This window comes from Constrictibacter sp. MBR-5, assembly GCF_040549485.1.
GTDB lineage: Bacteria > Pseudomonadota > Alphaproteobacteria > JAJUGE01 > JAJUGE01 > Constrictibacter.
Genome location: NZ_JBEPTK010000008.1, coordinates 177,077 through 200,887 on the forward strand (window position 1 = coordinate 177,077; position 23,811 = coordinate 200,887).

The following is a 23,811-nucleotide window of genomic DNA, read 5'->3' on the forward strand; positions in this document are numbered from 1 at the left end:
GACGGAGCGGGGAGCCGACATCGCGGACGGAACGGCAAACGGGGGTCTGGTGCATGCGCATACTCGGCGTCGACCCGGGGCTGCAGAACACCGGCTGGGGCGTGATCGAGTCGGTGGGCAACCGCCTTCGGCACGTCGCCGACGGCGTGGTGCGCTCGGATCCGACCCTGCCGACGGCGGAGCGCCTGCGCCAGCTGTTCGACGGCCTGATGGCGGTGATCGAGCGGCATGCTCCCGACGAGGCCGCGGTCGAGGAGACCTTCGTCAACAAGAACCCCTCCTCCACGCTGAAGCTGGGATTGGCCCGCGGCATCGCCCTGCTCGCACCGGCCACGGCGAACCTGCCCGTCGCGGAATATGCGGCGAAGTTCGTGAAGAAGGCCCTCGTCGGCACCGGCAGCGCCGAGAAGCACCAGGTCGAGATGATGGTCGGCCGCCTGCTGCCCGGAATCGTGCCGGCGGGGGCCGATGCGGCGGACGCCCTGGCGGTCGCCATCTGCCACGCGCATCACGGCGGCACCACGCGCCGTTGGCAGGACTTCGCGGTCGTGCAGGCGGGCCGATGATCGGCAAGCTGACCGGCAGCTTCGACTCCGCCGGCGAGGACTGGGCGGTCATTGACTGTGCCGGCGTCGGCTGGCTCGTCCACTGCTCCGGCCGCACGCTGGGGCGCCTGCAGTCCTCCGCCGGCCCGGTCAGCCTCCTGGTCGAGACGCGCTTCCGCGAAGGCGAGATCACCCTCTACGGCTTCTGGGACGGCACCGAGCGCGACTGGTTCCGCCTGCTGACGACCGTCCAGGGCGTCGGCGGCCGCGTGGCGCAGGCGATCCTGACCGTGCTCTCCCCGGACGAACTCACCCTCGCCATCGCCGCCGAGGACAAGAAGCGCCTGACGATGGCGGACGGGGTCGGACCGAAGCTCGCCGGCCGCATCGTCTCCGAACTGCGCGACAGGGTGGGCGCCATAGCGGCGCCGGTGGCCCGGCCGACCGGCACCAAGGTGCGGCCGGCGACGCCGCCGCCCGCCAGCGAGGATGCCGTCTCCGCACTGGTCAACCTCGGCTTCGCCCGCGTCGAAGCGTTCGGCGCCGTGGCGCGCGCGTCGCAGTCGATCGGCGACGGCGCCACGGTCGAGGCGCTGGTGAAAGCCGGCCTGCGGGAGTTGGCCGGTTGAGCGACGACATCGATACCCGCCCGGTCGACGGCAACCTCGCCCCCGGCGACACCGCCGATGCGGCCCTTCGGCCCCAGACGCTCGACGAGTTCGTCGGCCAGGAACTCGTCCGCGACAACCTGAAGATCTTCATCGGCGCCGCCCGCGGCCGCGCCGAGGCGCTCGACCATGTCCTGCTCGTCGGCCCGCCCGGCCTGGGCAAGACGACGCTGGCGCAGATTGTCGCCCGGGAACTGGGCGTCGGCTTCCGCGCCACCTCCGGGCCGGTGATCCTGCGCGCCGGCGACCTCGCGGCGCTGCTGACGAACCTGCAGCCGCGCGACGTCCTGTTCATCGACGAGATACACCGCCTCAGTCCCGCCGTAGAGGAGGTGCTCTATCCCGCGATGGAGGACTTCCAGCTCGACCTGATCATCGGCGAGGGGCCGGCGGCGCGCGCCATCCGCATCGACCTCCCGCCCTTCACGCTCGTTGCGGCTACGACGCGCGCCGGCCTCGTCACGACGCCGCTGCGCGAGCGTTTCGGGATTCCGCTGCGTCTGCAGTTCTACACGGTGGAGGAACTGACCGGCATCGTCGCGCGCGGCGCGCGGATGCTCGGCATGGCGCTCACCCGCGACGGCGCCCGCGAGATCGCCCGTCGCGCCCGCGGCACGCCGCGCGTCGCCGGCCGCCTGCTGCGCCGCGTCCGCGACTTCGCCGCGATGGCCGAGCGCAGCGAGATCGACCGCGCCGTGGCCGACGCGGCGCTGCTGCGGCTGGAGGTGGACGACCGCGGCCTCGACGCGATGGACCGGCGCTACCTGCAATGCCTGGCGACCCACTATCTCGGCGGTCCCGTCGGCGTCGAGGCCCTCGCCGCCACCCTCGCCGAGCAGCGCGACGTACTGGAGGAAGTCATCGAGCCCTTCCTGATCCAGCAGGCGCTGGTCCAGCGCACGCCGCGCGGCCGCATGCTGTCGCCATCGGGCTACGGCTATCTCGGCCTGCCGATGCCCGAGGGCACCGGCCGCCAGGCCGAACTGTTCGGCACCGGGGACGAGCCGTGAGCGCGCCGCCACAGGAAGCGCCGGCGGCGCAGCATCCGCCGACCGGCCGTGTGGCCGGAAAGGTGCATGTCCTGCCCGTCCGGATCTACTACGAGGACACCGATGCCGGCGGGATCGTCTATCATGCCAACTATCTGCGGTTCGCCGAGCGGGCGCGGACCGAGATGATGCGGCTGGTGTCCGGCGGCGACGACGAACTGACCATGTCGCATTACGGGCTGGCCTTCGTTGCGCGCCGATGCACCGTCGACTATATCGCGCCGGCGCGCCTCGACGACGCGGTGGAGGTGCATTCGCGGATGCTCGACGTGCGGGCGGCGAGCCTGCTGGCCGAACAGACCGTGCGGCGCGACGGCACCGACATCGCTCGGATCGAGATCCTCCTGGCCGCCATCGGCGCGGACGGGCGGCCGGCGCGGCTGCCGCGGCCGATTCGGACGGCACTTGTCGCGCTCACGGAACGTTCAACCTGACCATTGCGACCGTCGGCGCCATCCGGCGGAGCGGAGCGGATTGTAGGTAGATGGAGAACAGGATCGTCGATTCGGTGGCGGCCGGCGCGAGCGCGATGCCGCATGACCTCACCCCGTGGGGCCTGTTTCTCCAGGCTGACCCGATCGTCAAGACCGTGATGCTGCTGCTCGTCCTCGCATCGATCTGGTGCTGGGCGATCATCATCGACAAGGTGCGCCGCCTGCGCCGCCTCAAGGCCCAGGCCGACGCGTTCGAGGACAGCTTCTGGTCCGGCGGCCCGCTCGACGATCTCTACGAGGAGGTCGGCAAGCGCCCGCAGGACCCGATGAGCGCCGTCTTCGCCGCCGGCATGCGCGAGTGGCGCCGTTCGGCGGGACGCCCCGGCGTCGTCGACTCCCGCGGCGGGCTGCAGCAGCGCATCGAACGCGTGATGGCGGTGACGGTCGGCCGCGAATTGGTCCAGATCGAGCGCTACATGACGTTCCTGGCGTCGGTCGGTTCGACGGCGCCATTCATCGGCCTGTTCGGCACGGTCTGGGGCATCATGAACAGCTTCGCGGCGATCGCCGGCACCAAATCCACCAATCTCGCGGTCGTGGCGCCGGGCATCGCCGAGGCGCTGTTCGCGACGGCGCTGGGCCTCGTGGCGGCCATTCCGGCCGTCCTCGCCTACAACAAGATTTCCAGCGACATCAACAAGTACGGCGCGCGCCTCGACGCCTTCTCGAGCGAGTTCGGCGCGATCCTCTCGCGGCAGCTCGAAGAGGCGGCCTGACGTGGCGGGTCCGATCCAGGTTCCGGGCGACCGGCCGCGCGGACGGCGTGGCCACCGGCCGATGGCCGAGATCAACGTGACCCCGTTCGTCGACGTGATGCTCGTGCTGCTGATCATCTTCATGGTGACGGCCCCGCTCCTCACGGTCGGCGTGCCGGTCGACCTGCCGCAGACCCAGGCCAACCAGCTGTCCGACCCGAAGGAGCCGCTGGTCGTCTCGATCGACGCCCGCGGCCAGGTCTTCGTCCAGGAGACGCCGGTTGAGCTCTCCGATCTCGGCCCGCGCCTCGTCGCCATCCGCGGTGCCAAGGCGGACACGGACATTTACGTCCGCGGCGACAAGGGCATCGACTATGGGCGCGTCATGGCGGTGATGGGCGCGCTCAACAGCGCCGGCTTCGCGCGCGTCTCGCTGGTCGCCGAGTTCCCGCAGGACGCTACGGCGCCGACGCCGACACCCCGCCCGAGAGGACGTTAGCCGATGCGGCGGGCGATCGTATGGTCGGTAGCGCTGCACGCCGCGGTCCTGCTGCTGGCGCTCGTCGGCGTGCCGCTGTTCCACACGCCGCGGGACATGTCCGCCGCCCCCATCGCCGTGTCGCTCGTCCGGATCTCGGACCGCACGAGCATGCCCCAGACCGACCCGTCCGAGGCCGACGACGCGCCCGCGAAGCCGGCGAGCCCGCCGGCCGCGCGCCGCGAGCCGCCCAAGGCCGAGCCGCCCAAGCCGGAACCGAAGCCCGAACCGCCCAAGGCCGAAACGCCGCCGCCGCCGAAGCCGGAACCGCCGCGCCAGGTGGCGCAGGTGCCCCCGAGGCCCGAACCGCCGCCGCCGCCGCCGCCGCCTCCCAAGCCGGAACCGCCGCTGCCGAAGCCCGAGCCGCCGAAGCCCGCTCCGAAGCCGGAACCCAAACCGGAGCCGAAGCCCGAGCCCCCGAAGCCGCCGGTGCAGACGAAGAAGGAGCCCGAGCCGCCAAAGCCGGAGCCGAAGCCCACGCCGCCGAAAGTGGCCGAGAAGCCGAAGCCCCAGCCGAAGCCGGAGCCCAAGCGGGACGAACTGGCAGACATCCAGAAGGCCCTGCGCGACGTGCGCAAGCCGGAGCCGCAGCGTCCACCCGCCAAGGAGCCGCCGAAGCCCGCACCGCCGAAGAAGGACGATTTCGCCGACCTCGCCAAGACGGTGAAGGATCTGGCGCCGTCGGCCGCGGCGCCGCAGCGGCAGTCGACCGCCTCGGCGCGGCCAAGTTCCACACGCTTCGCCGGCGAGCTGACGATGAGCGAGGAGGATGCGCTCCGGCGCCAGATCGAGCGCTGCTGGAACGTGCCGGCGGGCGCGCGCGACGGACAGGATCTTATCGTCGAGGTGCGCGTTAGCCTGAACCAGGACGGCAGCGTCCGGGATGTCCGTGCCGCCCCGTCGCCGCGGATGTCCGACCCATTCTACCGGGCGGCCGCGGAGAGCGCGGTCCGGGCAGTCCAGCGCTGCAGTCCGCTCAACGTGCCGCCGGACAAATATTCGTCGTGGAAAGAGATGACCCTCACCTTCAACCCGAAGGATCTTCTCGGCTGATGAACACCGCTCTCATCGAGACCGGCGCGCCGCGCCGCACGGGCACCCTCGGCCGGGCCCTCGGCCGGGCGGGGCTCGCCCTGATGCTCGTCTTCGCCGCCGCGGCGCCCGCCGCCGCCGAACTGCGCCTGGACATCACCCGCGGCCAGGTCGAGCCGATGCCCATAGCCATCGTGCCCTTCGGCGCCGAGGCAGGCGGCGAAGCCGGCGTCGGCCGCGACGTGGCCCAGGTGGTGACCTCCGACCTGGAGGGTTCGGGCCTCTTCGCGCCGATCGACCCGCGCGCCTTCATACAGGCACCTGAAACCCTCGCCGCCGGCCCGCGTTTCGCCGACTGGCGCGCCGTCAACGCCCAGGCGATGGTCCACGGCTCGGTGACGCGCCAGCCCGACGGGCGCCTGCGCGTCGAGTTCCGCCTCTGGGACGTCTATGGCGAACAGCAGATGGCCGGCTTCGCCTACCACACCCAGCCGCAGAACTGGCGCCGCGTCGCCCACATCATCGCCGACGCCATCTACAAGCGGATCACCGGCGAGCAGGGCTATTTCGATACGCGCATCGTCTATGTCGCCGAGAGCGGCCCGCCGCAACGCCGCGTCAAGCGCCTGGCGATCATGGATCAGGACGGCGCGAACCAGCGTTTCCTGACCAGCGGCGACAATCTCGTGCTGACGCCGCGATTCTCGCCGACCGCGCAGGAGATCACCTACCTCGCCTACGACGAGGCGGGCCCGCGCGTCCACATGTTGAACATCGACACCGGACAGCGCGAGGTGCTGGGTCGTTTCACCGGCATGACCTTCGCCCCGCGCTTTTCGCCCGACGGCGACGCGGTCATCCTCAGCCTGTCGCGGGACGGCAACGCCGACGTCTATTCGATGGACCTGCGGACCCGGCAGATCCGGCGCCTCACCGAGCATTCGGCGATCGACACCTCGCCGTCCTACTCGCCCGACGGCAAGCAGATCACATTTAACTCCGATCGCGGCGGCAGCCAGCAGATCTACGTGATGGACGCGACCGGCGGCAACGTGCGCCGCATCAGCTACGGCGAGGGCCGCTATGCCACGCCGGTGTGGTCGCCGCGCGGAGACCTCATCGCCTTCACCAAGATGCAGGGGGGCCGCTTCTATATCGGCGTGATGCGCCCCGACGGTTCGGGAGAGCGCCTGCTCAGCGAATCCTTCCAGGAGGAGGGTCCGACCTGGGCGCCGAACGGCCGCCTGCTGATGTTCTTCCGGAGCTACGCCTCCGACTCGCGCGGCGGTGGCGGCGGTTCGCGGCTCTATCGCGTCGACATCACCGGCAACGTGTTGCGCGAAGTCCCCACCGGGACGGATGCCTCGGATCCGGCCTGGTCGCCGCTGCCGCCGTGACCCTTTTCTTGCACGTGGAAACAGGCTATAGGCTCGCCTGTCCGACTTGCAGGGGTAATGCGCGTTCGACCGACCGTCACGAACGCAGATCCGCAGACGAGCAACCACACAACCGACGAAACTTGGGCGGGACCCTTAGGCGCTGGGTCCCGCCTTCGACTTTGGGAGTAACATGATGCAGCGCAGACTCGTTGCCGCCTTCTCTGGCCTACTCCTGCTCACCGCCTGCGGAACCTCCCAGGAGACGCAGCCGACGACGTCGACCGGTGCGGGCATGACCGCGCCGACGCAGTCGCGCGGCACGTCGACGGCCGTCGGCCAGTACCGCCCCGGCTCGCAGGAAGAACTGGCCCAGACCATCGGCGACCGCCTGTTCTTCGGCACCGATCAGCACAGCCTCGATTCCGAAGGCCGTGCGCGGGCCGAGGCGTGGGCCGGCTGGCTCCGCAAGTACCCGAACGTGTCCGCAACGATCGAAGGCCACGCCGACGAGCGCGGCACGCGCGAATACAACCTCGCCCTCGGCGAGCGGCGCGCCAACTCGATCCGCGACTATCTGTCGGCGCAGGGCATTGCCTCGGGCCGCCTGCGGACGATCAGCTACGGCAAGGAGCGCCCGGCCGTCCTCGGTTCGTCCGAGCAGGCCTGGTCGCAGAACCGTCGCGGCGTGCTGACGGTCAACTGATCGCTACTGACGTCCCGGCGGCTCTTCGCGGGTCTCCGGGACGTCGCCTACGCTGCGGCCGACAGGATCTCGCGCAGCGCCCGCGGCTCGTAGGGCTTGAAGAGACAGGCGATGGGACCGACGGTGGCCATCCTGCGTTTCGTGCCCTCGTCGCTGAAGCCCGTCACGAAGACGATCCCCGCCCCGAACCTCTCCTTCAGCATACGCGCGACGGATATCCCGTCGTCCCCGTGGCGCAGGTTGATGTCCACCAATGCGAGGTCGGGTCCCTGCGACAGCGCGATGTCCAGCGCTGCTTTCGCCGTGCCCGCGGTTCCTGCGATCCTGTAGCCCCAGTCTTCCAAATGCCCGAGCGTTTCGAGCGCAATGAGCGCCTCGTCTTCCACGACGAGGATCTTGGGACTATGGTCGGCGGCACTCGGGTCACGCGGCATTTCAGGAATTCCGATACTCTGTTCTCGTCGATTTCGCCTTGCGACGCGTCGAACGACTGCAAGTTCTCCCGGAACAACTGGGTCACGCCACATTTGTTCCCCATATCAAGATTCTGTCGGTCGGCGTTGTGACGCCGCGCACGCGCAGGGCGGCGCCTTCCTCAACATCGGGGCTGCGTCACGCGCCCATCGCGGTTACCGTGTCGATCGAAGCCGTGGCAGCCTGTCCGAGGATCGAGTGATGACCGTCTATCGCAAGTGTGGGGCCGGACGGGCGGCCGAAACCGTCATGGTGGGAGCCATGGTCATCGGCACCGCCGGGATGCTGGCGCTGTACTGGCTCGCGTCGGCGCCGCCGGCGGTGGCGCAGAGCCTGAACGGGCGTCCCGGCGTCGAATACTACCCGTCCTGGATGCTCGACGCGGATCCGCGCGTCACCGGCGGCGGACAGGATTATCGCATCTGGGACGACAAGCGCTTCGATCGCCGCGACGAGGAGTTCCTGGAGTTCCAGCGCCGGCAGCGCCAGGACCTCGGCGCCGGCTATCGCGACCGCCCGGAATATCAGCAGGAGCTGAGGCAGTTCGATGAGGAGCGCGCCGACCGCAATGCGGCCGGGACAGCGGATCCGGCGCCGATCATCGAACGCGGCACGTCCGCGCCGCCGCCGGCGCGCTGACCCCCCGGCCTCCCGAAGCTCAGGCGACCGGCGCCCAAAGCACCTGTTCGATGCTCGCGGCACCAGTCGCCAGCATCGCCAGGCGGTCGAACCCAAGCGCGATCCCGACGCTCGCCGGCATCCCGTGCGACAGCGCCGCCAGGAAATCCTCGTCGATCGGGTAGCGTTCGCCGTAGAGCGCCTGCTTGAGGTCCATGTCGGCCTCGAAACGCCGCCGCTGCTCGGCGGCATCGGTCAGTTCGGCGAAGGCGTTCGCCAGTTCCAGGCCGCAGACATACACCTCGAACCGCTGCGCGAAACGCGGATCGGCGGGATCGAGCCTCGACAGCGCGGCCATCTCCGCCGGATAGGCGTACAGCACCGTCGGCGCCCCGATTCCGAGCCGCGGCTCGATCCGGTCCAGGAAGATGCGGAAGAAGACGTCGTCCCACCGGTCGTGCGGCTGCGCCGCGACGCCGATGGCACGCGCCGCCGCGGCGAAAGCCGCCGCATCGCCGAGCAGCGGCACGATGTCGACGCCGGCATGCCGGTCGAAGGCTTCGGCGACGCTCAGCATTTCCCAGTCGGCGAGCGGATCCGCGACGGCTTCCCGCCATGCGAAGCCGCCTTTGCCGCGGAGCGCGGCCGGAACCGCCTCCCATGCGGCACCGAGGATCCGGCGGCAGTCGTCGACCAGCACCCGCCAGTCGGGTTCGGCGCGGTACCACTCCAGCATCGTGAACTCCGGATGATGGGTGGCGGAGCGCTCGCCGTTCCGGAAGACCCGCGCGAACTGGAAGAGCCGCGGCACCCCTGCCACCAGCAGCTTCTTCATCGCAAACTCCGGTGAGGTGTGCAGGTGCAGGGTGCGCGGTGCGCCGCCGAACGGGTCCTCGATGGCGGTGCGGAAGGCGCGAAGATGCGGCTCCAGGCCCGGCGAGACCTGCAGGGCCGGCGTCTCGACCTCCAGAAAGCCGTCCTGGCGGAACCCGTCGCGAATTGCGGCCAGCATGGCGGCGCGCGCCTCCAGGCGCGGGCGGCGCGCCGCGAAGCCGTCGGGGTGCCACCAGGGCATGCTGTTCGCCGTCATTTCGATCCCGGCTCCGTAGTCCGAGGGAGGGTGTGGTCCCGGGGAGGGTGCGGAACGCGCCGCGGGACATCACATAGTCCGCCGGACAGGGTTGATGCGAGACTGCCGTGCCGTTCGATCACAAGTCGCCCCCGGTCATACCGCGTTCCGGTGCCACGCTGCGTTCCGTCGCCGCGCTCGTCGAGGCGGGCGCGGTCGCGCCCGATGCCGCCGGCCTGCTCGAGGCGGTCTCCCGCAGCTTCGCCGTGGGGGTCAGCTCCACGATGCTGGCGGCGATGCGCCCGGGCGACCCGCTCGATCCGATCGCACGCCAGTTCGTGCCGGCCCCCGAGGAACTGGAGGAAGCCGCCGGGGAGCTGGCGGATCCGATCGGCGACGACGCTCACAGCCCCGTCGAGGGCATCGTCCATCGCTACCCCGACCGCGTGCTGCTGAAGCCGATCCACGTCTGCCCCGTCTACTGCCGCTTCTGCTTCCGCCGCGAGGTCGTCGGTCCGGGATCGGAGACGCTGTCCCCGGCGGCGCTCGCCGCCGCCATCGACTATATTCGGGCGGATGCCGGGATCGGGGAGGTCATCCTCTCCGGCGGCGACCCGCTCATGCTGTCGCCCCGGCGGCTGTCGGAGATCGTCGCGGCGCTGACCGCCATTCCCCATGTCGGCGTGATCCGCCTGCACACGCGCGTGCCCGTCGCCGCGCCGGAGCGGGTGACGGACGGGCTGGTCGCCGCACTGGACACGGAAAAGGCGGTCTACGTCGTCCTGCACTGCAACCATGCGGACGAGTTTGGCGAGGCGGCCGCGATGGCGTGCCGCCGGATCGTCCGCGCCGGCATCCCGATGCTGTCGCAGAGCGTCCTGCTGCGCGGCGTCAACGACGATGCCGAGACCATGGCGGCGCTGCTGCGCACGCTCGTGCGCCACCGGATCAAGCCCTACTATCTGCACCATGCCGACCTCGCGCGGGGCACCGCCCATTTCCGCACCACGATCGCGGAGGGCCAAGCACTGATGCGTGCGCTGCGCGGCGACGTCTCCGGCCTCTGCCAGCCGACCTACGTCCTCGATATCCCGGGTGGCCACGGGAAGGTGCCCATCGGGCCCGACTATCTGGCGCCCACCGACGGAGCGCTCATCGATATCGGTTCCTGCGACGGTCCCGAGAGCTGGATCGTGCGTGATCCTGCGGGCACCCCTCACGGCTACCCGCCGGCGCCCATCGCGAAAAAGTGAGCGGCACCGATCTTGCTGGGGCACTAAAAGGGGAAACGGCCGTTAGTAAAGCGGAAACCAAGATGCGTCGATACTGAGCGCGGATCAGGGGTAGTTTGAGGTCGCCATGAATTGGACTCCGGAGATGCGGCATACATCCGAGCCGCTCGACAGGCAGCGACTGGTGTTCGTCGCCTGGAATGCCCCGGTTCTCGACTTGCTCGGCACTGACGAAACCCACCGTTTCAACTGCGGCGGCTGCAATTCGGTGCTGGCCATTCGCATGTGGCCGGACGCCGGTGGGCGTTTGGCCTTCAAATGCCCGACCTGCGGCCACCTCACGGAGGCCGAGCGGCCCGCGGCGTCGGCCGAACCGGCGCCGCACCAGGCATAGCGCCTCTTCCGCCTGCCGACGTTGCCTCCGTGATCCCGACCTGATACGTTCCGCGCCCTCGCGATGCGCCCGGTTGCGCGCATCCAACGCATCCGGTCGAAATCATGAAGATCAACGCGAACACGATCCGCCCCGGGATGGTCATCGATCACGACGGTCGCCAGTGGGCCGTCATGAAGATTCAGCTCATCCAGCCCGGCAAGGGCGGCGCCTTCATCCAGGTCGAGATGCGCGACGTCCGCACCGGCACGAAGACCAACGAGCGCTGGCGGACCCAAGACACGGTCGAGAAGCTGACGACCGAGGATCGCGAGTGCCAGTTCCTGTTCGCCGACGGCGACAATCTGACCTTCATGGACAATGCCAGCTACGAGCAGTTCATGATCGGTCGCGACACGATCGGCGACGACGCGGACTTCCTCCAGGACGGCATGGCCGTGACGGTCGCGACCGTCGAGGGAACGCCGATCGGCATCACGCTCCCGTCCACCGTCACCCTCGAGGTGATGGAGGCCGAGCCCGTCGTGAAGGGCCAGACCGCCTCCTCGTCCTACAAGCCCGCCATCCTCTCGAACGGCGTCCGCGTCATGGTCCCGCCGCACATCGCGGTCGGTACCCGCATCGTCGTGAACCCGACCGAGCGTACCTATCTCGAGCGGGCGAAAGATTGATCGCCGTTAGAGACTGACCGTTAGCCAGGCGAACAGCATCATGGCCCGCCAGTCCCCGCACATCTACGTCATGGTCCGCGCAGCCCAGAGGGCGGCGCGTGGGCTGATCCGCGACTTCGGCGAAGTCGAGCGCCTGCAGGTCTCCGAGAAGGGGCCGGCGAACTTCGTCAGCATCGCCGACACGAAGGCCGAGCGGGTGATACGCGAGGAACTGGCCAAGGCGCGGCCGACCTTCGGCTTCCTCATGGAAGAGAGCGGCGAGTCCCCCGGGACGGAGCCCGGCGTGCGCTGGATCGTCGATCCGCTCGACGGCACGACGAACTTCCTGCACGGCATCCCCTACTTCGCCATCTCGATCGCGATCGAGCGCGACGGCGAGATCGTCGCCGGCGTCATTCACGATCCGATCCGCGACGAGACCTTCTGGGCCGACAAGGGCCAGGGCGCCTTCCTGAACGACGAGCGCATCCGCGTTTCGGGCCGCCGCCGGCTCACCGATGCCGTCGTCACCACCGGTATCCCGCATCGCGGCCGCGGCGACCATGCGGCCTATCTGCCACAGTTGCAGCGCGTCATGGCCACCGTCGCCGGCATCCGCCGCACGGGTGCCGCCGCCCTCGACCTCGCCTATGTCGCGGCCGGCCGCTACGACGGCTTCTGGGAAGAGGACCTCTCTCCCTGGGATCTCGCCGCCGGGCTGATCCTGATCAAGGAGGCGGGCGGCTTCGTCAGCGACCTCGCCGGCGGGCAGGACATGATCGGCACGGGCGGCGTCGTCGCCGGCAACCAGCACCTGCTGCCGCCGCTACGCGATCTGATCGGCGGACGATAGCGGGACGCCGCGGCCGGCGCGTCCAATCCAGTTGTTCCGGGTGTTGCGAAAATGTAGGGTGTCCGGCACTCGGTTGGGTGACGACCATACGTTTGGCGGCAACAGCGGGCCGATGGCAAGCTACGGATCTCTGCGACACCTTCGCGACGGCATGCTCGTCGGCTGCGCCCATGGCGCGCTGATTGCCGTCGCATGCGTGCTGTTCGCCACCGATGCCGGTGCCGCCGACCGGACGATCGTCATCGGCGGCGCCGCCGCGCGCCATCCCGGCACCATCGTCATCGGCGGCAGCGGCACGAGCCGGGCCTACGATCAGGTCGCGGGCCTGCCTTCGGGCGGCAGCGTCCAGGTCGATCTCGGCGCCATCGACGGCACGTCGCGCATCCGCCTCCGCCCGCCCGGCTCGACGTCCGGCTATGCGCCGCCCGCCGCGCGGAACAACCTCGCGTTGCGGCCGCCGTCCGCCTCGGTCTCTGCCGGCCGCGGCCCGATGCAACTCGCCCAGACGCCGCCGGCCGCCTCTTCCGGGCGGATCGTGCTGCGCCCGCCACTGCCGACCCCGCGCCCGGCCCAGGACATGGCCTATCGGGCGCCTGCCGGCGGAACCGACGCAGACACCGCGGCACTGAATCGGACGCAGCTGGCCGAAGTCGCAGCCGACGCGCCGCTGCGGGTTTCGATCCCGGCCCGCCGTCCCGATCTCCAGCCGCCGCCCCAGAGGCTTTCTCCGCCCCAGCGGCTTCCGGCGCCGATGTCGGACGAACGCGGTCCGGCGCGCCCGCAGTTCGCCGCTGCCCCCCGCACGCCGGAAAGCAGTGGATCGGACATCCGGGAGACCGGTGTCCGCGGGCAGGATGCGCGTGCCCTGAACCTCGCCGTCCTCGCCACGGTGGAAGCCTCGCCGGCGCCCGCCCGCCCACCGGCTCCGATGCCGGTCTCGGTGGCCCCGGCACCCGCGCCGATCCGCACCGAGACGAATACCGCCCGTCTCGCCGATGACCTGCGCCCCCGGACGGTCGCGGCCGACCCGGCGCCGATGCGGCCCGCCGAGCCCGAGCCCGAGGCGCCGCTGCCGGTCGCCACCATCGGCGTGGGCGTGCCGACCCGGCAGCCGCCGGCGCCCGTGACGCCGCACCAGCAGACCGCGGCACTGCCTCCGGATCCGACGATCGCCGCCCGCCCGACGATCTACTGGACCAGCCCGCGCGTCGACGCCCCGCCGCCCCCGGCGGATCTGCCCGCGGTCGAAGCACCGGCGGTCGAAGCACCGGCGGTCGAGGCACCGGCGGTCGAGGCGGCCGCGGCCGAAGAACGGCTGGCGGCAGCGCCCGCCCCCGAGCCGGCATCGCTCCCGCCCGCGCCGATACCCGCCGCCCCCCTACCGGCGGACGAGCCATCCGTCGGGCTTCTGCCGTCCGACCGCCACCGGCTCCCGGCACCCGCCGCCGCGGCGCCCACCGACACGCCGATCATAACCTGGGAGCCGCCCGCCGCGCCGGCCGAGGCCGCCACCGCAACGGCGGCGCTCGCACCCCTGCCCGACGCCCCGCCGGGGATCGTCAGCGTCGCCGACCGGTACGCCGGTCGCGCCGACAAGCGGCACGCCGACCGGGCTGCCGGACGATCCGAGGTGCGCGGAAACGACAGCGCCCGGTCGACCTTCGGCGATCGCAGCCTGCGCGATCGAGGCTTCGGTCCGGCCGGCCGCGAGGACCACCCGTCGATGCCGGGCGTCCCGTCTGCGGACGTCGAGCGCACGCCCGGCGGCGGACTGATCGAGAGCCTGATGGGCCGCGAGGCCGGCGCGCCCGTAGCGGCCGGTGCCCGGTTGCCGCTCCCGACGCGGGCGCCGCTTCGCGAGAGCACCTTCCTGCCGCCGCAGGCAGATGCTCGTGCGGACGACCGCGCCCCCGAGCCGGACCGGATCGCCGCTCCTGCCTTGCCTGCCCCGCAGCCGCCGGCCGGACCGCAGCGCCGCGCGCTCACTGCCGACGAGGAAGCATCGCTCGCAGCGGCGAGCAGTGAGCGGTCCCGCGGCCGACCGGCCCCATACCTGCCGCCGGTCGCCGCCGTTCCGGTCGATTCGGTGTCGGCAGGCCCGCGGATCGCCCCTCCGGAAGCGACCGAGCCGATGCCGCGCGAGGCGGCTCCGTCCGCGTCGGTACCGTCCGGCCCCGCACCGGTGAAGCCGTCGAGCATCACCTGGACGTCGCCGCCACAACCCGCCGCCCCGGCCGCCCGATCGGCAACGCCGGAAGCCGAAGCCGAGGCCGCTGTCCCCGCGCCCTCCACTCCGGCCGAGGTCTCCGCGCTGGGCGCCGCGAGCGGCGCGGCCCGCACGTCGGCCGCCGCAACGGAGATGCTGGCGCCCGAGCCCGACCGCGACCGGGCCCTCGCCACGCCGCAGCCGGTGCTGCCGGACCGGCCGCAGATGGCCGCCCTGCCGGCCCCTGCCCGCTACCCGGCCCTCCCGGCGCCGCCCCCGATGCTGGCCCTTCCGGCCCCGGCCGCAGAGGCCCCGGCCAGAGAGACCCCGGCCACAGAGACCCCGTCCACGCGCTCGGCGTCCGTCCGCACCCCCTCGGTTGCGGCGCTGCCCGAACCGCCGGCCGCCGACCTCGACCTCTTCGCCCGTGCCGGCGAGCCCGCCCCGCCGCAGCGCCGGGGCGAGATCGCGTCTCTGCCCCCGGCGCCGCGCGAACCCGCCGCACCGCTTCCCGCGCCCATCGCGGAAGCGCCGGTGATGGCAGCGCCGACACCGGCAGCGCCGACACCGGCAGCACCGGTGATGGCAGCGCCAGTGGCAGCGGCACCGACCGCGCCCGCGCCGGTTGCGGCAGCGCCGACACCGGCAGCGCCACCCGCCGCGGCCACCGCTCCGCGGGACTATCCGCTGCTGCCTCCTCCCCGCCGGCCCGTATCCGCCGACGGACGGGTTTCGTCCGTCGAGCCGGCACCCGGCCAGGGACATCTGGAGCTTCCGCCCGACTTCCTGCCAGGCCTGCGCGCCGACCGCGGCGTCCCGCCGTCGCGCGCAGTCGCCTCGGCCGATGCTGGCGTCGCCGCGCCGCGCGGTGCCGAAACGGCGCCGCCCGCCGACGGTCCCGCGGCCGCGTCGATCGTGTTCGGCGCCGGCGGCGCCGACCTGCCGCGCACCGCCGACGGTGATGTCGAAGAGGTTGCTCGCCGCCTCCTCCAGGATCCCGCCCTGCGTGTCCAGGTTCGGGCCTATGCCGACGGGGCCGACGACGCCAACAAGCGCCAGCTGTCGCTCTACCGGGCGCTGTCGGTGCGATCCGCCCTCATCGAAGAGGGCGTCCGCAGTACCCGCATCGCCGTCCAGGCGCTCGGCGGGAAGACCCAGATGAACCCGCGCGATCGGGTCGATCTCGTCGTCATGAGGTCTTGAGGCCTATGGGCCATTGCCTGACCGGGGGCGCGGTCGGATGACCCGCCCGACCCGCCATCTCATCCGGATGATCCTGTTTCTGGTGCTGGTAGCCGCTATCGCGGTCGCCTTCCACCAGCAGCTGGCCACGGCGTTCATGGCGAATTCCGCCATCAACGGCGTCATCGTCGCGGTCTTCTTCTTCGGCGTGATCTACGTGTTCCGCCAGGTCGGGATGCTGAACAGCGAGATCGCCTGGATGGAGATGTTCCGCCGGCGCCGGCCCGGGGTCTCCGTCCAGACGCAGCCCCGTCTTCTGGCGACCGTCGCGGCGGCATTTTCCGAGCGCGAGGGTCCGGTCCGCCTGTCGGCCATGTCGACTCGCGCCCTTCTCGACGGCGTCAGCGCCCGCCTGGACGAATCGGGCCAGATCGCCCGCTACCTGACCGGCCTGCTGATCTTCCTAGGCCTGCTCGGCACCTTCTGGGGCCTGATCCAGACCATCGGCGCGGTCAGCGACGTCATCGGCGGCCTGCGCGCCGGCGGTGGCGCCAACCCCGGTGTCTTCGAGGACCTGAAGGTCGGCCTGCGCGGCCCGCTCTCCGGCATGGGCACGGCCTTCAGTTCCTCGCTGTTCGGTCTCGCCGGCGCGCTCGTCCTCGGCTTCCTCGACCTGCAGGTCTCCCAGGCGCAGAACCGCTTCTTCCAGGAGTTGGAGGAGTGGATGTCGACTATCACCCGCCACGCCTCGGGCAGCATCGCATTCGACGGCGACCATTCCGTCCCCGCCTACATCCAGGCGCTGCTGGAGCAGACGGCCGAGAGCCTGGAAGGCCTGCAGAAGACGGTCGGCCGCGCCGAGGAGGGCCGCATGTCGGCCAACCGCAGCATGCAGTCGCTGGTCGAGCGGCTGACGCACCTGACCGACCAGATGCGCGCCGAACAGCAGCTGCTGGTCCGCATCGCCGAACAGCAGATCGAGATGCAGCCGATCATCCGGCGCCTCGCCGAGTCCGCGACCCAGTCGGGCATGGACGAGAGCAGCCGCACCCACATCCGCAACATCGACCTCTACCTCGCGCGGCTCATCGAGGACATCAACACCGGCCGCAGCGAGGCCGTCCAGGACGTCCGGAACGAGATCAAGCTGCTCGCCCGGACGATCGCTGCAGTTCGCGAAGACGAGCGGAGATAGTCCGCAGGCATGATCGGCTCCCGCCGAGGGCGCTCGCGCGCCGCCGCTTTCGACATCTGGCCCGGGTTCGTCGATGCCCTGGCCAGCCTGTTGATGGTCGTCATCTTCCTGCTGATGGTCTTCGTCGTCGCCCAGGTCTTCCTCAGCGAGGCGCTCACGGGACGCGACGAACAGCTTGCCCGGCTGAACAAGCAGCTCACCGAGCTCAGCGACATGCTGGCGCTGGAACGCCAGTCGAACAACGAGTTCCGCCAGACGGTCCAACAGCTCTCCCAGGAGGTGCAGACCACCGCCGCCGCCCGCGACGAGCTCCAGGAGCGGCTGAACGCCGCCATGGCGCAGGTGGAGTCGGCCACCGCCGCGGGCGACGCCCTGCGCACCCAACTCGCCGAGGCGACCCGCACGGCCGACGCCGACCGCGAGAAAATCGCCCTCCAGGTGGCGCAGCTCGAAGCGCTCCAGGCGCAGATCGCCGCCCTCACCAAGACCCGCGACGACCTGGAGACGCAGCTTGCCAGCGCGCGGCAGGACGCGTCGCAGGTCAGCGAGACGCTGACCAAAGAGCAGGCCGCACGCGCCGCCGCCGGCGAAGAGGTCACCCGGCTCCAGGCCGATCTGGCGCGCGCCCTCGCCACCCTGGAGGCCAACAAGGCCACCATCGAGCGCCAGCAGGCGGACCTCGCCGACGCCGGCCAGACGACCAAGGCCGACCGGGAGACGATCGCGACCCAGACCGACGACCTGCGCCGCCTGCGCGAGTCGATCGAGGGCCTGACCGCGGCGCGCCGCACGCTGGAGGACGAACTGGTCAAGGTCCGGCGCGAGCTCGAGGCGCGCGTTGCCGCCCTCCAGGCGGAGCGCGACGAACTCGCCCGCACGCTCGGCGCGGCAAAGGAGACGTCCCAGGCCGAGCAGGAGCGGCTGCGCGGCGAACTATCCCGGGCGCAGTCCGAGCAGGAGACCCTGCGCACCACGCTGACCGACGTCCAGGGCCGCGAGGCGACCCTGCGCACCTCGCTCGAAAAGGCCCAGGCCGAACTCGAGCGGCTGCGGGCGGAGCTCGAGGCCGCCAAGTCGTCGGCCGCCGACCAGACGCGGCGCCTCGCCGAGGACCGCGCGACCCTCGACACCCAGCTGGCCGAGATCGCGCGCCTGAACGAGGTCGTCGTCGCCGTGCGGCAGGCGCGCGAGAAGCTCGAAGCCGAGCTGGAAGCCGAGCGCGAGAAGATGCGCCAAGCCGGCGCGCGGCTCGCCCAGGAACAGGAATCCTCTACCGCCTCGCGTCGCGAGGTGGAGCAGTTGAGCCGCCAGATCGCCGCGCTGCGCGAGGAGATCGGCCGCCTCAACGCCGCTCTCGGCGCCGCCGAAGCCGACGCGAAGGCGAAGGACGCGCAGATCGTCGACCTCGGCACGCGCCTCAACCGGGCCCTCGCCTCGAAGGTCGAGGAACTGGCGCGCTACCGCTCCGAATTCTTCGGCCGCCTGCGCGAGGTCGTCGGCAACCGCTCCGACATCCGCATCGTCGGCGACCGTTTCGTCTTCCAGTCGGAGGTGCTGTTCCCCTCCGGCTCGGCCACCCTGGCCGACGCGGGCCGTCAACAGATCGCCCAGCTCGCCGACACGCTGAAGGGCCTGATGGCCCAGATTCCCGACGGCATCGATTGGGTGCTGCGCGTCGACGGGCACACCGACCGGGTGCCGGTCAACCCCGGCTCGCGCTTCTCATCGAACTGGGAGCTGTCCCAGGCGCGCGCGCTCGCCGTCGTCACGCAGCTGATCGACGAGGGCATCCCCCCGAACCGCCTCGTCGCCGCCGCCTTCGGCGAATACCAACCCATCGACCAGGGCGACGATGAGATCAGCTACCGCCGCAACCGCCGCATCGAGTTCAAGCTGACCGAGCGCTAGGCGCCCGTTGGGCGAATGGACGCGCCCCGTTGGGCGGCGGGCAACCTTTCGAACGCCACCCGGTTTCCCCGCGGCCCGTCCCCGTGACATTCTTGCCGGCAAAACACCGCGCGAGGGAACGTCAGCCATGTCCGATCCGTCCATGCCGCTCGCCGGGATCCGCGTGCTCGACCTGTCGCGGGTCCTCGCGGGGCCGATCTGCACGATGATCCTCGCCGACCTCGGTGCCGAGATCATCAAGGTCGAGAACCCCGACGGCGGCGACGAGACGCGCGGCATGAAGCCGCCCGAGGCCGGCGGCGAGGCGCATTTCTATCTCGGCGTGAACCGTACCAAGAAGAGCGTCGCCATCGACATCTCGACGCCCGAGGGCCGCGAGCTGATCCACAAGCTGGCCGCGGAATGCGACGTACTGGTCGAGAACTACCGCAAGGGCGTGATGGCGAAGCACGGCCTCGACTGGGAGGCGATGAGGGACCGCCACCCGCACCTCGTCTACTGCTCGATCTCCGCCTATGGCCGCGAGAGCCCGCTCGCCGACCTGCCCGGCTTCGACCCCATCATCCAGGCGGAGTCCGGCATGATGTCCCTGAACGGCGAGCCCGACGGCGAGCCGATGCGCCACGCGCTCGCCATCGTCGACACGATGACCGGCTACTATTCGACCATCGGCGTCATGGCCGCGATCATGACGCAGAAGGAGACCGGCCGCGGCCAGTTCGTCGACGTTGCCCTGTTCGACGTGGCGCTCAACACGCTGACCAATGTCGGCATGTATTACTTCACCTCGGGCAAGGTGCCGGAGCGGCGCGGCAACGGCCATCCGACCTCGGTGCCGAACGGCCTGTTCCAGGCGTCCGACGGCCCCTTCTACATAGCACTCGCCAACCAGCGCCTGTGGAAGCGCTTCTGCGAGGGCGTCATCGACCGGCCCGACATGGTCGACGACCCGCGCTACCGCACGCTCAGCGACCGCATCGCCCGCCGCGACGAGATCACCGCCTTCCTGCGCGACCTGTTCGCCACCCGCACCCGCGCGGAATGGCTCGCACGCTTCAACAAGGCGGGCGTGCCGGGCGGCGCCGTCCGCACCGTCGACCAGGCGCTGGAATCGCCGGAGGCCGCCGCCCGCGACATGGTCCGCACCGTCGCCCACCCGACCGCCGGCAGCATCCGCATGGTCGGATCGCCCCTGAAACTCTCCGCCACCCCCGTCACCGAACCGGTCGCCCCGCCCCTCCTTGGCCAGCATACCGACGAGGTCCTTGCCGAACTGCTCCACCTCGACGCCGACGCCCTCGCCACCCTCCGCAAGGCGGGCGCGATCGGATAAGGCCCGTCCCACCTTCCTCCGTCTCATTGCGAGGCGCGCAGCGCCGAAGCAATCCAGGGCAAGCGCTCGGGCCACCGAGGGATTGCTTCGCTCCGCTAGCAATGACGGGACCTGGAGTATGGAATCGCCCCCCGTCGCACTTTCCCGCCCGCAATGCTAAGCCAAGAGCCAAGCAGCACCCATTTCCCATAGGCTACCCCCGTGACCGACCCCGCCACCTCCCCCGCCGCGACCGCTCCCCTCGCCGGCGTGCGCGTGCTCGATTTCAGCCGTGTCCTCGCCGGTCCCTTCTGCACACTGCAGCTCGCCGACCTCGGCGCCGAGGTCATCAAGCTGGAGAATCCGGACGGCGGCGACGACACGCGCCAGTTCAAGCCGCCGGAGGCCGGCGGCGAGGCGCACTACTATCTCGCCATGAACCGCAGCAAGCGCAGCGTCGCCCTCGACATCCGCAAGCCCGAGGCGCAGGAGATCGTGCACGGCCTCGCGGCCAAGTGCGACGTACTGATCCAGAACTACCGGGTCGGCGTGATGGAGCGCGTCGGCTTCGGCTGGGAAACGATGCGCGAGCGCCATCCGCACCTGATCTACTGCTCGATCTCGGCCTACGGTGTCACCAGCCCCTGGGCGAAGCGACCGGGCTTCGACCCCGTTCTCCAGGCCGAATCCGGCATCATGTCCTACACCGGTCACCCGGAGGGGCCGCCGACACGCCACCCGCTCGCCATCATCGACACCTTCACCGCGATGTATGCCACCTCGGCCATTCTCGCCGCCTACATCGCGCGCCTGCGCACCGGCAAGGGGCAGTTCATCGACCTGGCACTGATGGACACCGCTGTCGCCGTGCAGACCAACGCCGCGCAGAGCTACCTCGTCTCCGGCCAGGACCCCGTACGCATGGGCAACAGCCACCCGGCCGCCGTGCCGGTCGGCCTGTTCGAGACGCAGACCGGCCCCTTCTACATGGCCGTCGGCACGCAGAAGCTGTTCGCCCTGGTCTGCGAGAAGGTGCTGGAGCGGCCCGACCTCCTGACCGACCCGCGCTTCGCCACCAACAGTGCCCGGCAGGCCAACCGCGACGCCGTCTTCGGCCTGCTGAACGAAACCTTCGCGGCGAATACGCGGGAGTACTGGCTGGACCGCATGGTCGCCGCCGGCGTCCCGGCCGGCGCCGTCCGCAGCGTCTCCGAGGCCATGGAATCCCCGGAGGTCGCCGCCCGCGGCATGGTCACCACGGTCGACCATCCCACCGCCGGCCCGCTCCGCCTGCTGGGATCGCCCTACCACTTCTCCGACACGCCGACCGCCACCCCGGAAGCCCCGCCCCTCCTCGGCCAGCACACCGAACAGGTCCTCCGCGACCTCCTCGGCGCGGACGACGCGATGCTCGGCCGCTGGCGTACCGGCGGCGCGATTCCGTGATCTTGATCGGCTTCGGACGGCGACCGCGACGCCCTTGTTGCGTATGCAGCTTTGTGCATATTGAATACAGGGCAACCGGAGGCAGCCATGGCCACGCGCACGACGACCCTGACGGTGCGCCTCGGCGGAGCGCTGAGCGATTTCGTCGCCGCCAACGTGGGCAACGACGGCTCCTATGAGAATGTCAGCGAGTACATCCGCGACCTGATCCGCCGCGACAAGGAGCGGCATGAGCAAGAGGCGTTCGAGCGGCTCAAAGCCGAACTGAACCGCGCCTTCGCCGCGCCGGAATCGTCCTACACCCACCTCAGCGCGGCCGACATCATCGCCCGGAACCGGAACTGACGCGGTGGCCAGAGGTCGCGTCCAGGAAGCCGCTTCCATCCAATTGGACGAGATCTACCGCTACACCCGGGACCGATGGGGCGCCGAACAGGCCGAGCGCTACGTCACCGGCCTCTTCGCCGCCTTCGATAGAATCCACACCCGAGGGATCGCGTCGAAGCCCGTCCCCGCCGAATTCGGCGTCGACGGCTTCTTCTTCCGTTACGAGCGTCATGTGGTCTATTGGCGGCGTCTGTCGAACGGCGACGTCGGCATCGTCGCCGTCCTGCACGAGCGCATGCACCAAATGGACCGTTTCCGCGACGCGTTCGGGCCGGGGCGACCGTCCGGCCCCGACGAGAACGACGGCCACTGAGCGCCTACCGCCCCGCGAACTTCTCCGCCGTCGCCAGCACGTGCCGCGCCTGCTTCAGGTGGGGCATGTCGAGCATCTTGCCGTCCATCCCGACCGTGCCGGTGGTCGCGTTGGCGAACGCCTCGACCACCCGCTTCGCATAGGCGACCTCGGCTTCGTCCGGCGTGAAGGCGCGGTTGATCGGCTCGACCTGATCCGGGTGGATGGCGATCTTGCCGGTGAAGCCCACCTTGCGCGCCTGCAGCGCCTCGGCCTCCAGGCCGGGCGTGTCGCGGAAGTTGGCGAGCAGCGTGTCGACCGGCTCGACGCCCGCCGCGCGCGCGCCGGCGAGGCACAGGGTGCGCGCCAGCTTGTACGGCCCCTCATACTCGCCGTCGGGCGTGCGGTTGGTCGTCGCGAACAGCGCCGCCGCCAGATCCTCCGCCCCCCAGGTCAAGCCGTAGATGCGCGGGCTGGACCCGGCATAGGAATCCAGGTGGAACAGGCTCTTCGCGGTCTCCGTCGCGACGACCAGGATCTGCGTCCGGCCGATCTCGATGCCCTCGCGCGCCTCGAGCGCCGAGAGATAGTGGCAGAGCTTCACCACGGCGCTGCCGTCGTCGGTCTTCGGCAGCACGATGCCGTCGGGCGCGCCCGCCATCACGCCGGCGAGGTCCGGCAGCGACAGCTTCGTATCGAGCGGGTTCACCCGTACCCAGAGCTGCTGGCGCGACCGGTCGGGGTGCGCCTTCAGATGCTCGCACACCATGGCGCGCGCCGTCGGCAGCCGCTCCTGCGCCACCGCATCCTCCAGGTCGAGGATCAGCGCGTCGGCCGGGCCGCCGGTCACCTTGGCGATCTTGCGTTCGCTATCGCCCGGCACGAACAGGAAGGATCGGATGGTCATGCCGTCGGCCTCTTCTTCATCAGGCCCGAGCGCTTGCAGTAGGCGACCTCCTCGCCGCGCTGGTTGAAGGCGCGATGCTCGAACAGGACGATGCCCGCGTCGGCGCGCGATTTGCTCTCGCGCTTCTCGGCGATCGTCGTCGTGCAGCGCAGCGTGTCGCCGTGGAACACGGGCTTCGGAAAGCGGCAGTCGGTCATGCCGAGGTTGGCGACCGTGGTGCCCAGCGTCGTGTCGCCCACCGACACGCCGATCATCAGGCCCAGCGTGAACAGGCTGTTCACCAGCCGCTGGCCGAACTCGGTGCCCTTGGAGAACTCCTCGTCGAGATGCAGCGGCTGCGGATTATGGGTCAGCGCGCTGAACAGCACGTTGTCCATCTCGGTCACGGTACGGGTGATCGGGTGCTCGAACACCTGGCCGATCTCGAAATCCTCGAAATAGAGCCCTGCCATGGGATGCGCTTCCTCCTGATGCCGCCCGCTGCGGGCCGGCCGACCGCGACTGGACGGCACCGCCGCCCGACGAATTGGCCGCAGTATCGGCACGAGCCGCGCAGGGGTTCAAGGGGCGGACGAAAGCGGGC

At 70.6% G+C, this 23,811-nt stretch carries 25 protein-coding genes; 21 read left to right on the top strand and 4 right to left on the bottom strand.

What is annotated here, in order from left to right; genetic code table 11:
- Positions 1-53: 53 nt before the first annotated feature.
- The 9 genes from ruvC to pal all read left to right on the top strand — a co-directional run bounded on the left by ruvC (position 54) and on the right by pal (position 7,103).
- On the top strand, positions 54-566 hold the full coding sequence (gene ruvC, locus ABIE65_RS17455; protein WP_354079400.1) for a crossover junction endodeoxyribonuclease RuvC: 513 nt from the start codon (positions 54-56) through the stop codon (positions 564-566).
- Entirely contained in the window at positions 563-1,174 is a 612-nt protein-coding gene (ruvA, locus tag ABIE65_RS17460; protein ID WP_354079401.1) for a Holliday junction branch migration protein RuvA, read from the top strand. Before ruvC ends, ruvA begins: the two co-directional genes overlap by 4 nt.
- On the top strand, positions 1,171-2,223 hold the full coding sequence (ruvB, locus tag ABIE65_RS17465) for a Holliday junction branch migration DNA helicase RuvB (protein ID WP_354079402.1): 1,053 nt from the start codon (positions 1,171-1,173) through the stop codon (positions 2,221-2,223). Before ruvA ends, ruvB begins: the two co-directional genes overlap by 4 nt.
- Complete coding sequence (locus ABIE65_RS17470; RefSeq protein ID WP_354079404.1) at positions 2,220-2,696, top strand: YbgC/FadM family acyl-CoA thioesterase; 477 nt, start codon at positions 2,220-2,222, stop codon at positions 2,694-2,696. Before ruvB ends, ABIE65_RS17470 begins: the two co-directional genes overlap by 4 nt.
- Before the next feature lie 50 nt (positions 2,697-2,746).
- Positions 2,747-3,472, top strand: coding sequence for a protein TolQ (tolQ, locus tag ABIE65_RS17475; protein ID WP_354079405.1), 726 nt, complete (start codon positions 2,747-2,749; stop codon positions 3,470-3,472).
- 1 nt (position 3,473) lies between these two features.
- A complete protein-coding gene (gene tolR, locus ABIE65_RS17480) occupies positions 3,474-3,950 on the top strand; it encodes a protein TolR (RefSeq protein WP_502918545.1) in 477 nt (158 codons plus the stop codon).
- A gap of 3 nt (positions 3,951-3,953) precedes the next feature.
- Positions 3,954-5,042 carry a cell envelope integrity protein TolA gene (gene tolA, locus ABIE65_RS17485; protein WP_354079407.1) on the top strand — a complete coding sequence of 363 codons (1,089 nt, stop codon included), beginning with the start codon at positions 3,954-3,956 and terminating at the stop codon, positions 5,040-5,042.
- An 83-nt stretch (positions 5,043-5,125) separates the two neighbouring features.
- Complete coding sequence (tolB, locus tag ABIE65_RS17490) at positions 5,126-6,418, top strand: Tol-Pal system beta propeller repeat protein TolB (protein ID WP_354079481.1); 1,293 nt, start codon at positions 5,126-5,128, stop codon at positions 6,416-6,418.
- Between the two features lie 175 nt (positions 6,419-6,593).
- Complete coding sequence (pal, locus tag ABIE65_RS17495) at positions 6,594-7,103, top strand: peptidoglycan-associated lipoprotein Pal (RefSeq protein WP_354079408.1); 510 nt, start codon at positions 6,594-6,596, stop codon at positions 7,101-7,103.
- Positions 7,104-7,150: 47 nt separating this feature from the next.
- Here the strand turns inward: pal and ABIE65_RS17500 are convergent, their stop codons facing one another.
- Positions 7,151-7,537 carry a response regulator gene (locus ABIE65_RS17500; protein ID WP_354079409.1) on the bottom strand — a complete coding sequence of 129 codons (387 nt, stop codon included), beginning with the start codon at positions 7,535-7,537 and terminating at the stop codon, positions 7,151-7,153.
- Between the two features lie 241 nt (positions 7,538-7,778).
- Between ABIE65_RS17500 and ABIE65_RS17505 the strand changes: the two genes are divergently transcribed.
- A complete protein-coding gene (locus tag ABIE65_RS17505) occupies positions 7,779-8,216 on the top strand; it encodes a hypothetical protein (protein WP_354079410.1) in 438 nt (145 codons plus the stop codon).
- A 19-nt stretch (positions 8,217-8,235) separates the two neighbouring features.
- On the opposite strand, the gene epmA is transcribed toward ABIE65_RS17505, so the two are convergent.
- Entirely contained in the window at positions 8,236-9,285 is a 1,050-nt protein-coding gene (gene epmA, locus ABIE65_RS17510; RefSeq protein WP_354079411.1) for an EF-P lysine aminoacylase EpmA, read from the bottom strand.
- A gap of 107 nt (positions 9,286-9,392) precedes the next feature.
- Here epmA and ABIE65_RS17515 point away from each other — a divergent pair, with 107 nt between their 5' ends.
- The 11 genes from ABIE65_RS17515 (at position 9,393) to ABIE65_RS17565 (ending at position 22,342) form a co-directional block, all read left to right on the top strand.
- Positions 9,393-10,517: a lysine-2,3-aminomutase-like protein gene (locus ABIE65_RS17515; RefSeq protein ID WP_354079413.1), complete on the top strand. Its 1,125-nt coding sequence runs from the start codon at positions 9,393-9,395 to the stop codon at positions 10,515-10,517.
- 163 nt (positions 10,518-10,680) lie between these two features.
- Positions 10,681-10,890, top strand: coding sequence for a hypothetical protein (locus tag ABIE65_RS17520; protein ID WP_354079415.1), 210 nt, complete (start codon positions 10,681-10,683; stop codon positions 10,888-10,890).
- A gap of 104 nt (positions 10,891-10,994) precedes the next feature.
- Positions 10,995-11,561, top strand: coding sequence for an elongation factor P (efp, locus tag ABIE65_RS17525; protein WP_354079417.1), 567 nt, complete (start codon positions 10,995-10,997; stop codon positions 11,559-11,561).
- A gap of 40 nt (positions 11,562-11,601) precedes the next feature.
- Positions 11,602-12,393 carry an inositol monophosphatase family protein gene (locus ABIE65_RS17530; RefSeq protein WP_354079419.1) on the top strand — a complete coding sequence of 264 codons (792 nt, stop codon included), beginning with the start codon at positions 11,602-11,604 and terminating at the stop codon, positions 12,391-12,393.
- Positions 12,394-12,505: 112 nt separating this feature from the next.
- Positions 12,506-15,802 (top strand): OmpA family protein, encoded by a 3,297-nt coding sequence (locus tag ABIE65_RS17535; RefSeq protein WP_354079421.1) that lies wholly within the window; start codon positions 12,506-12,508, stop codon positions 15,800-15,802.
- A gap of 37 nt (positions 15,803-15,839) precedes the next feature.
- On the top strand, positions 15,840-16,976 hold the full coding sequence (locus ABIE65_RS17540; protein WP_354079423.1) for a flagellar motor protein MotA: 1,137 nt from the start codon (positions 15,840-15,842) through the stop codon (positions 16,974-16,976).
- Between the two features lie 9 nt (positions 16,977-16,985).
- A complete protein-coding gene (locus ABIE65_RS17545) occupies positions 16,986-18,884 on the top strand; it encodes a peptidoglycan -binding protein (RefSeq protein WP_354079425.1) in 1,899 nt (632 codons plus the stop codon).
- Positions 18,885-19,011: 127 nt separating this feature from the next.
- Positions 19,012-20,217, top strand: a complete 1,206-nt coding sequence (locus tag ABIE65_RS17550) for a CaiB/BaiF CoA transferase family protein (protein WP_354079427.1) — start codon at positions 19,012-19,014, stop codon at positions 20,215-20,217.
- 201 nt (positions 20,218-20,418) lie between these two features.
- Positions 20,419-21,642: a CaiB/BaiF CoA transferase family protein gene (locus tag ABIE65_RS17555; protein ID WP_354079429.1), complete on the top strand. Its 1,224-nt coding sequence runs from the start codon at positions 20,419-20,421 to the stop codon at positions 21,640-21,642.
- Positions 21,643-21,729: 87 nt separating this feature from the next.
- A complete protein-coding gene (locus tag ABIE65_RS17560; RefSeq protein WP_354079431.1) occupies positions 21,730-21,987 on the top strand; it encodes a ribbon-helix-helix domain-containing protein in 258 nt (85 codons plus the stop codon).
- A gap of 4 nt (positions 21,988-21,991) precedes the next feature.
- A complete protein-coding gene (locus ABIE65_RS17565; RefSeq protein WP_354079433.1) occupies positions 21,992-22,342 on the top strand; it encodes a type II toxin-antitoxin system RelE/ParE family toxin in 351 nt (116 codons plus the stop codon).
- A 4-nt stretch (positions 22,343-22,346) separates the two neighbouring features.
- Here ABIE65_RS17565 and ABIE65_RS17570 read toward each other — a convergent pair whose 3' ends face one another.
- Together ABIE65_RS17570 and ABIE65_RS17575 are read right to left on the bottom strand one after the other, a co-directional pair.
- A complete protein-coding gene (locus ABIE65_RS17570; protein ID WP_354079435.1) occupies positions 22,347-23,228 on the bottom strand; it encodes an HpcH/HpaI aldolase/citrate lyase family protein in 882 nt (293 codons plus the stop codon).
- Positions 23,225-23,680: a MaoC family dehydratase gene (locus ABIE65_RS17575; RefSeq protein ID WP_354079437.1), complete on the bottom strand. Its 456-nt coding sequence runs from the start codon at positions 23,678-23,680 to the stop codon at positions 23,225-23,227. The genes ABIE65_RS17570 and ABIE65_RS17575 overlap by 4 nt, the downstream gene beginning before the upstream one ends.
- Positions 23,681-23,811: the final 131 nt, after the last annotated feature.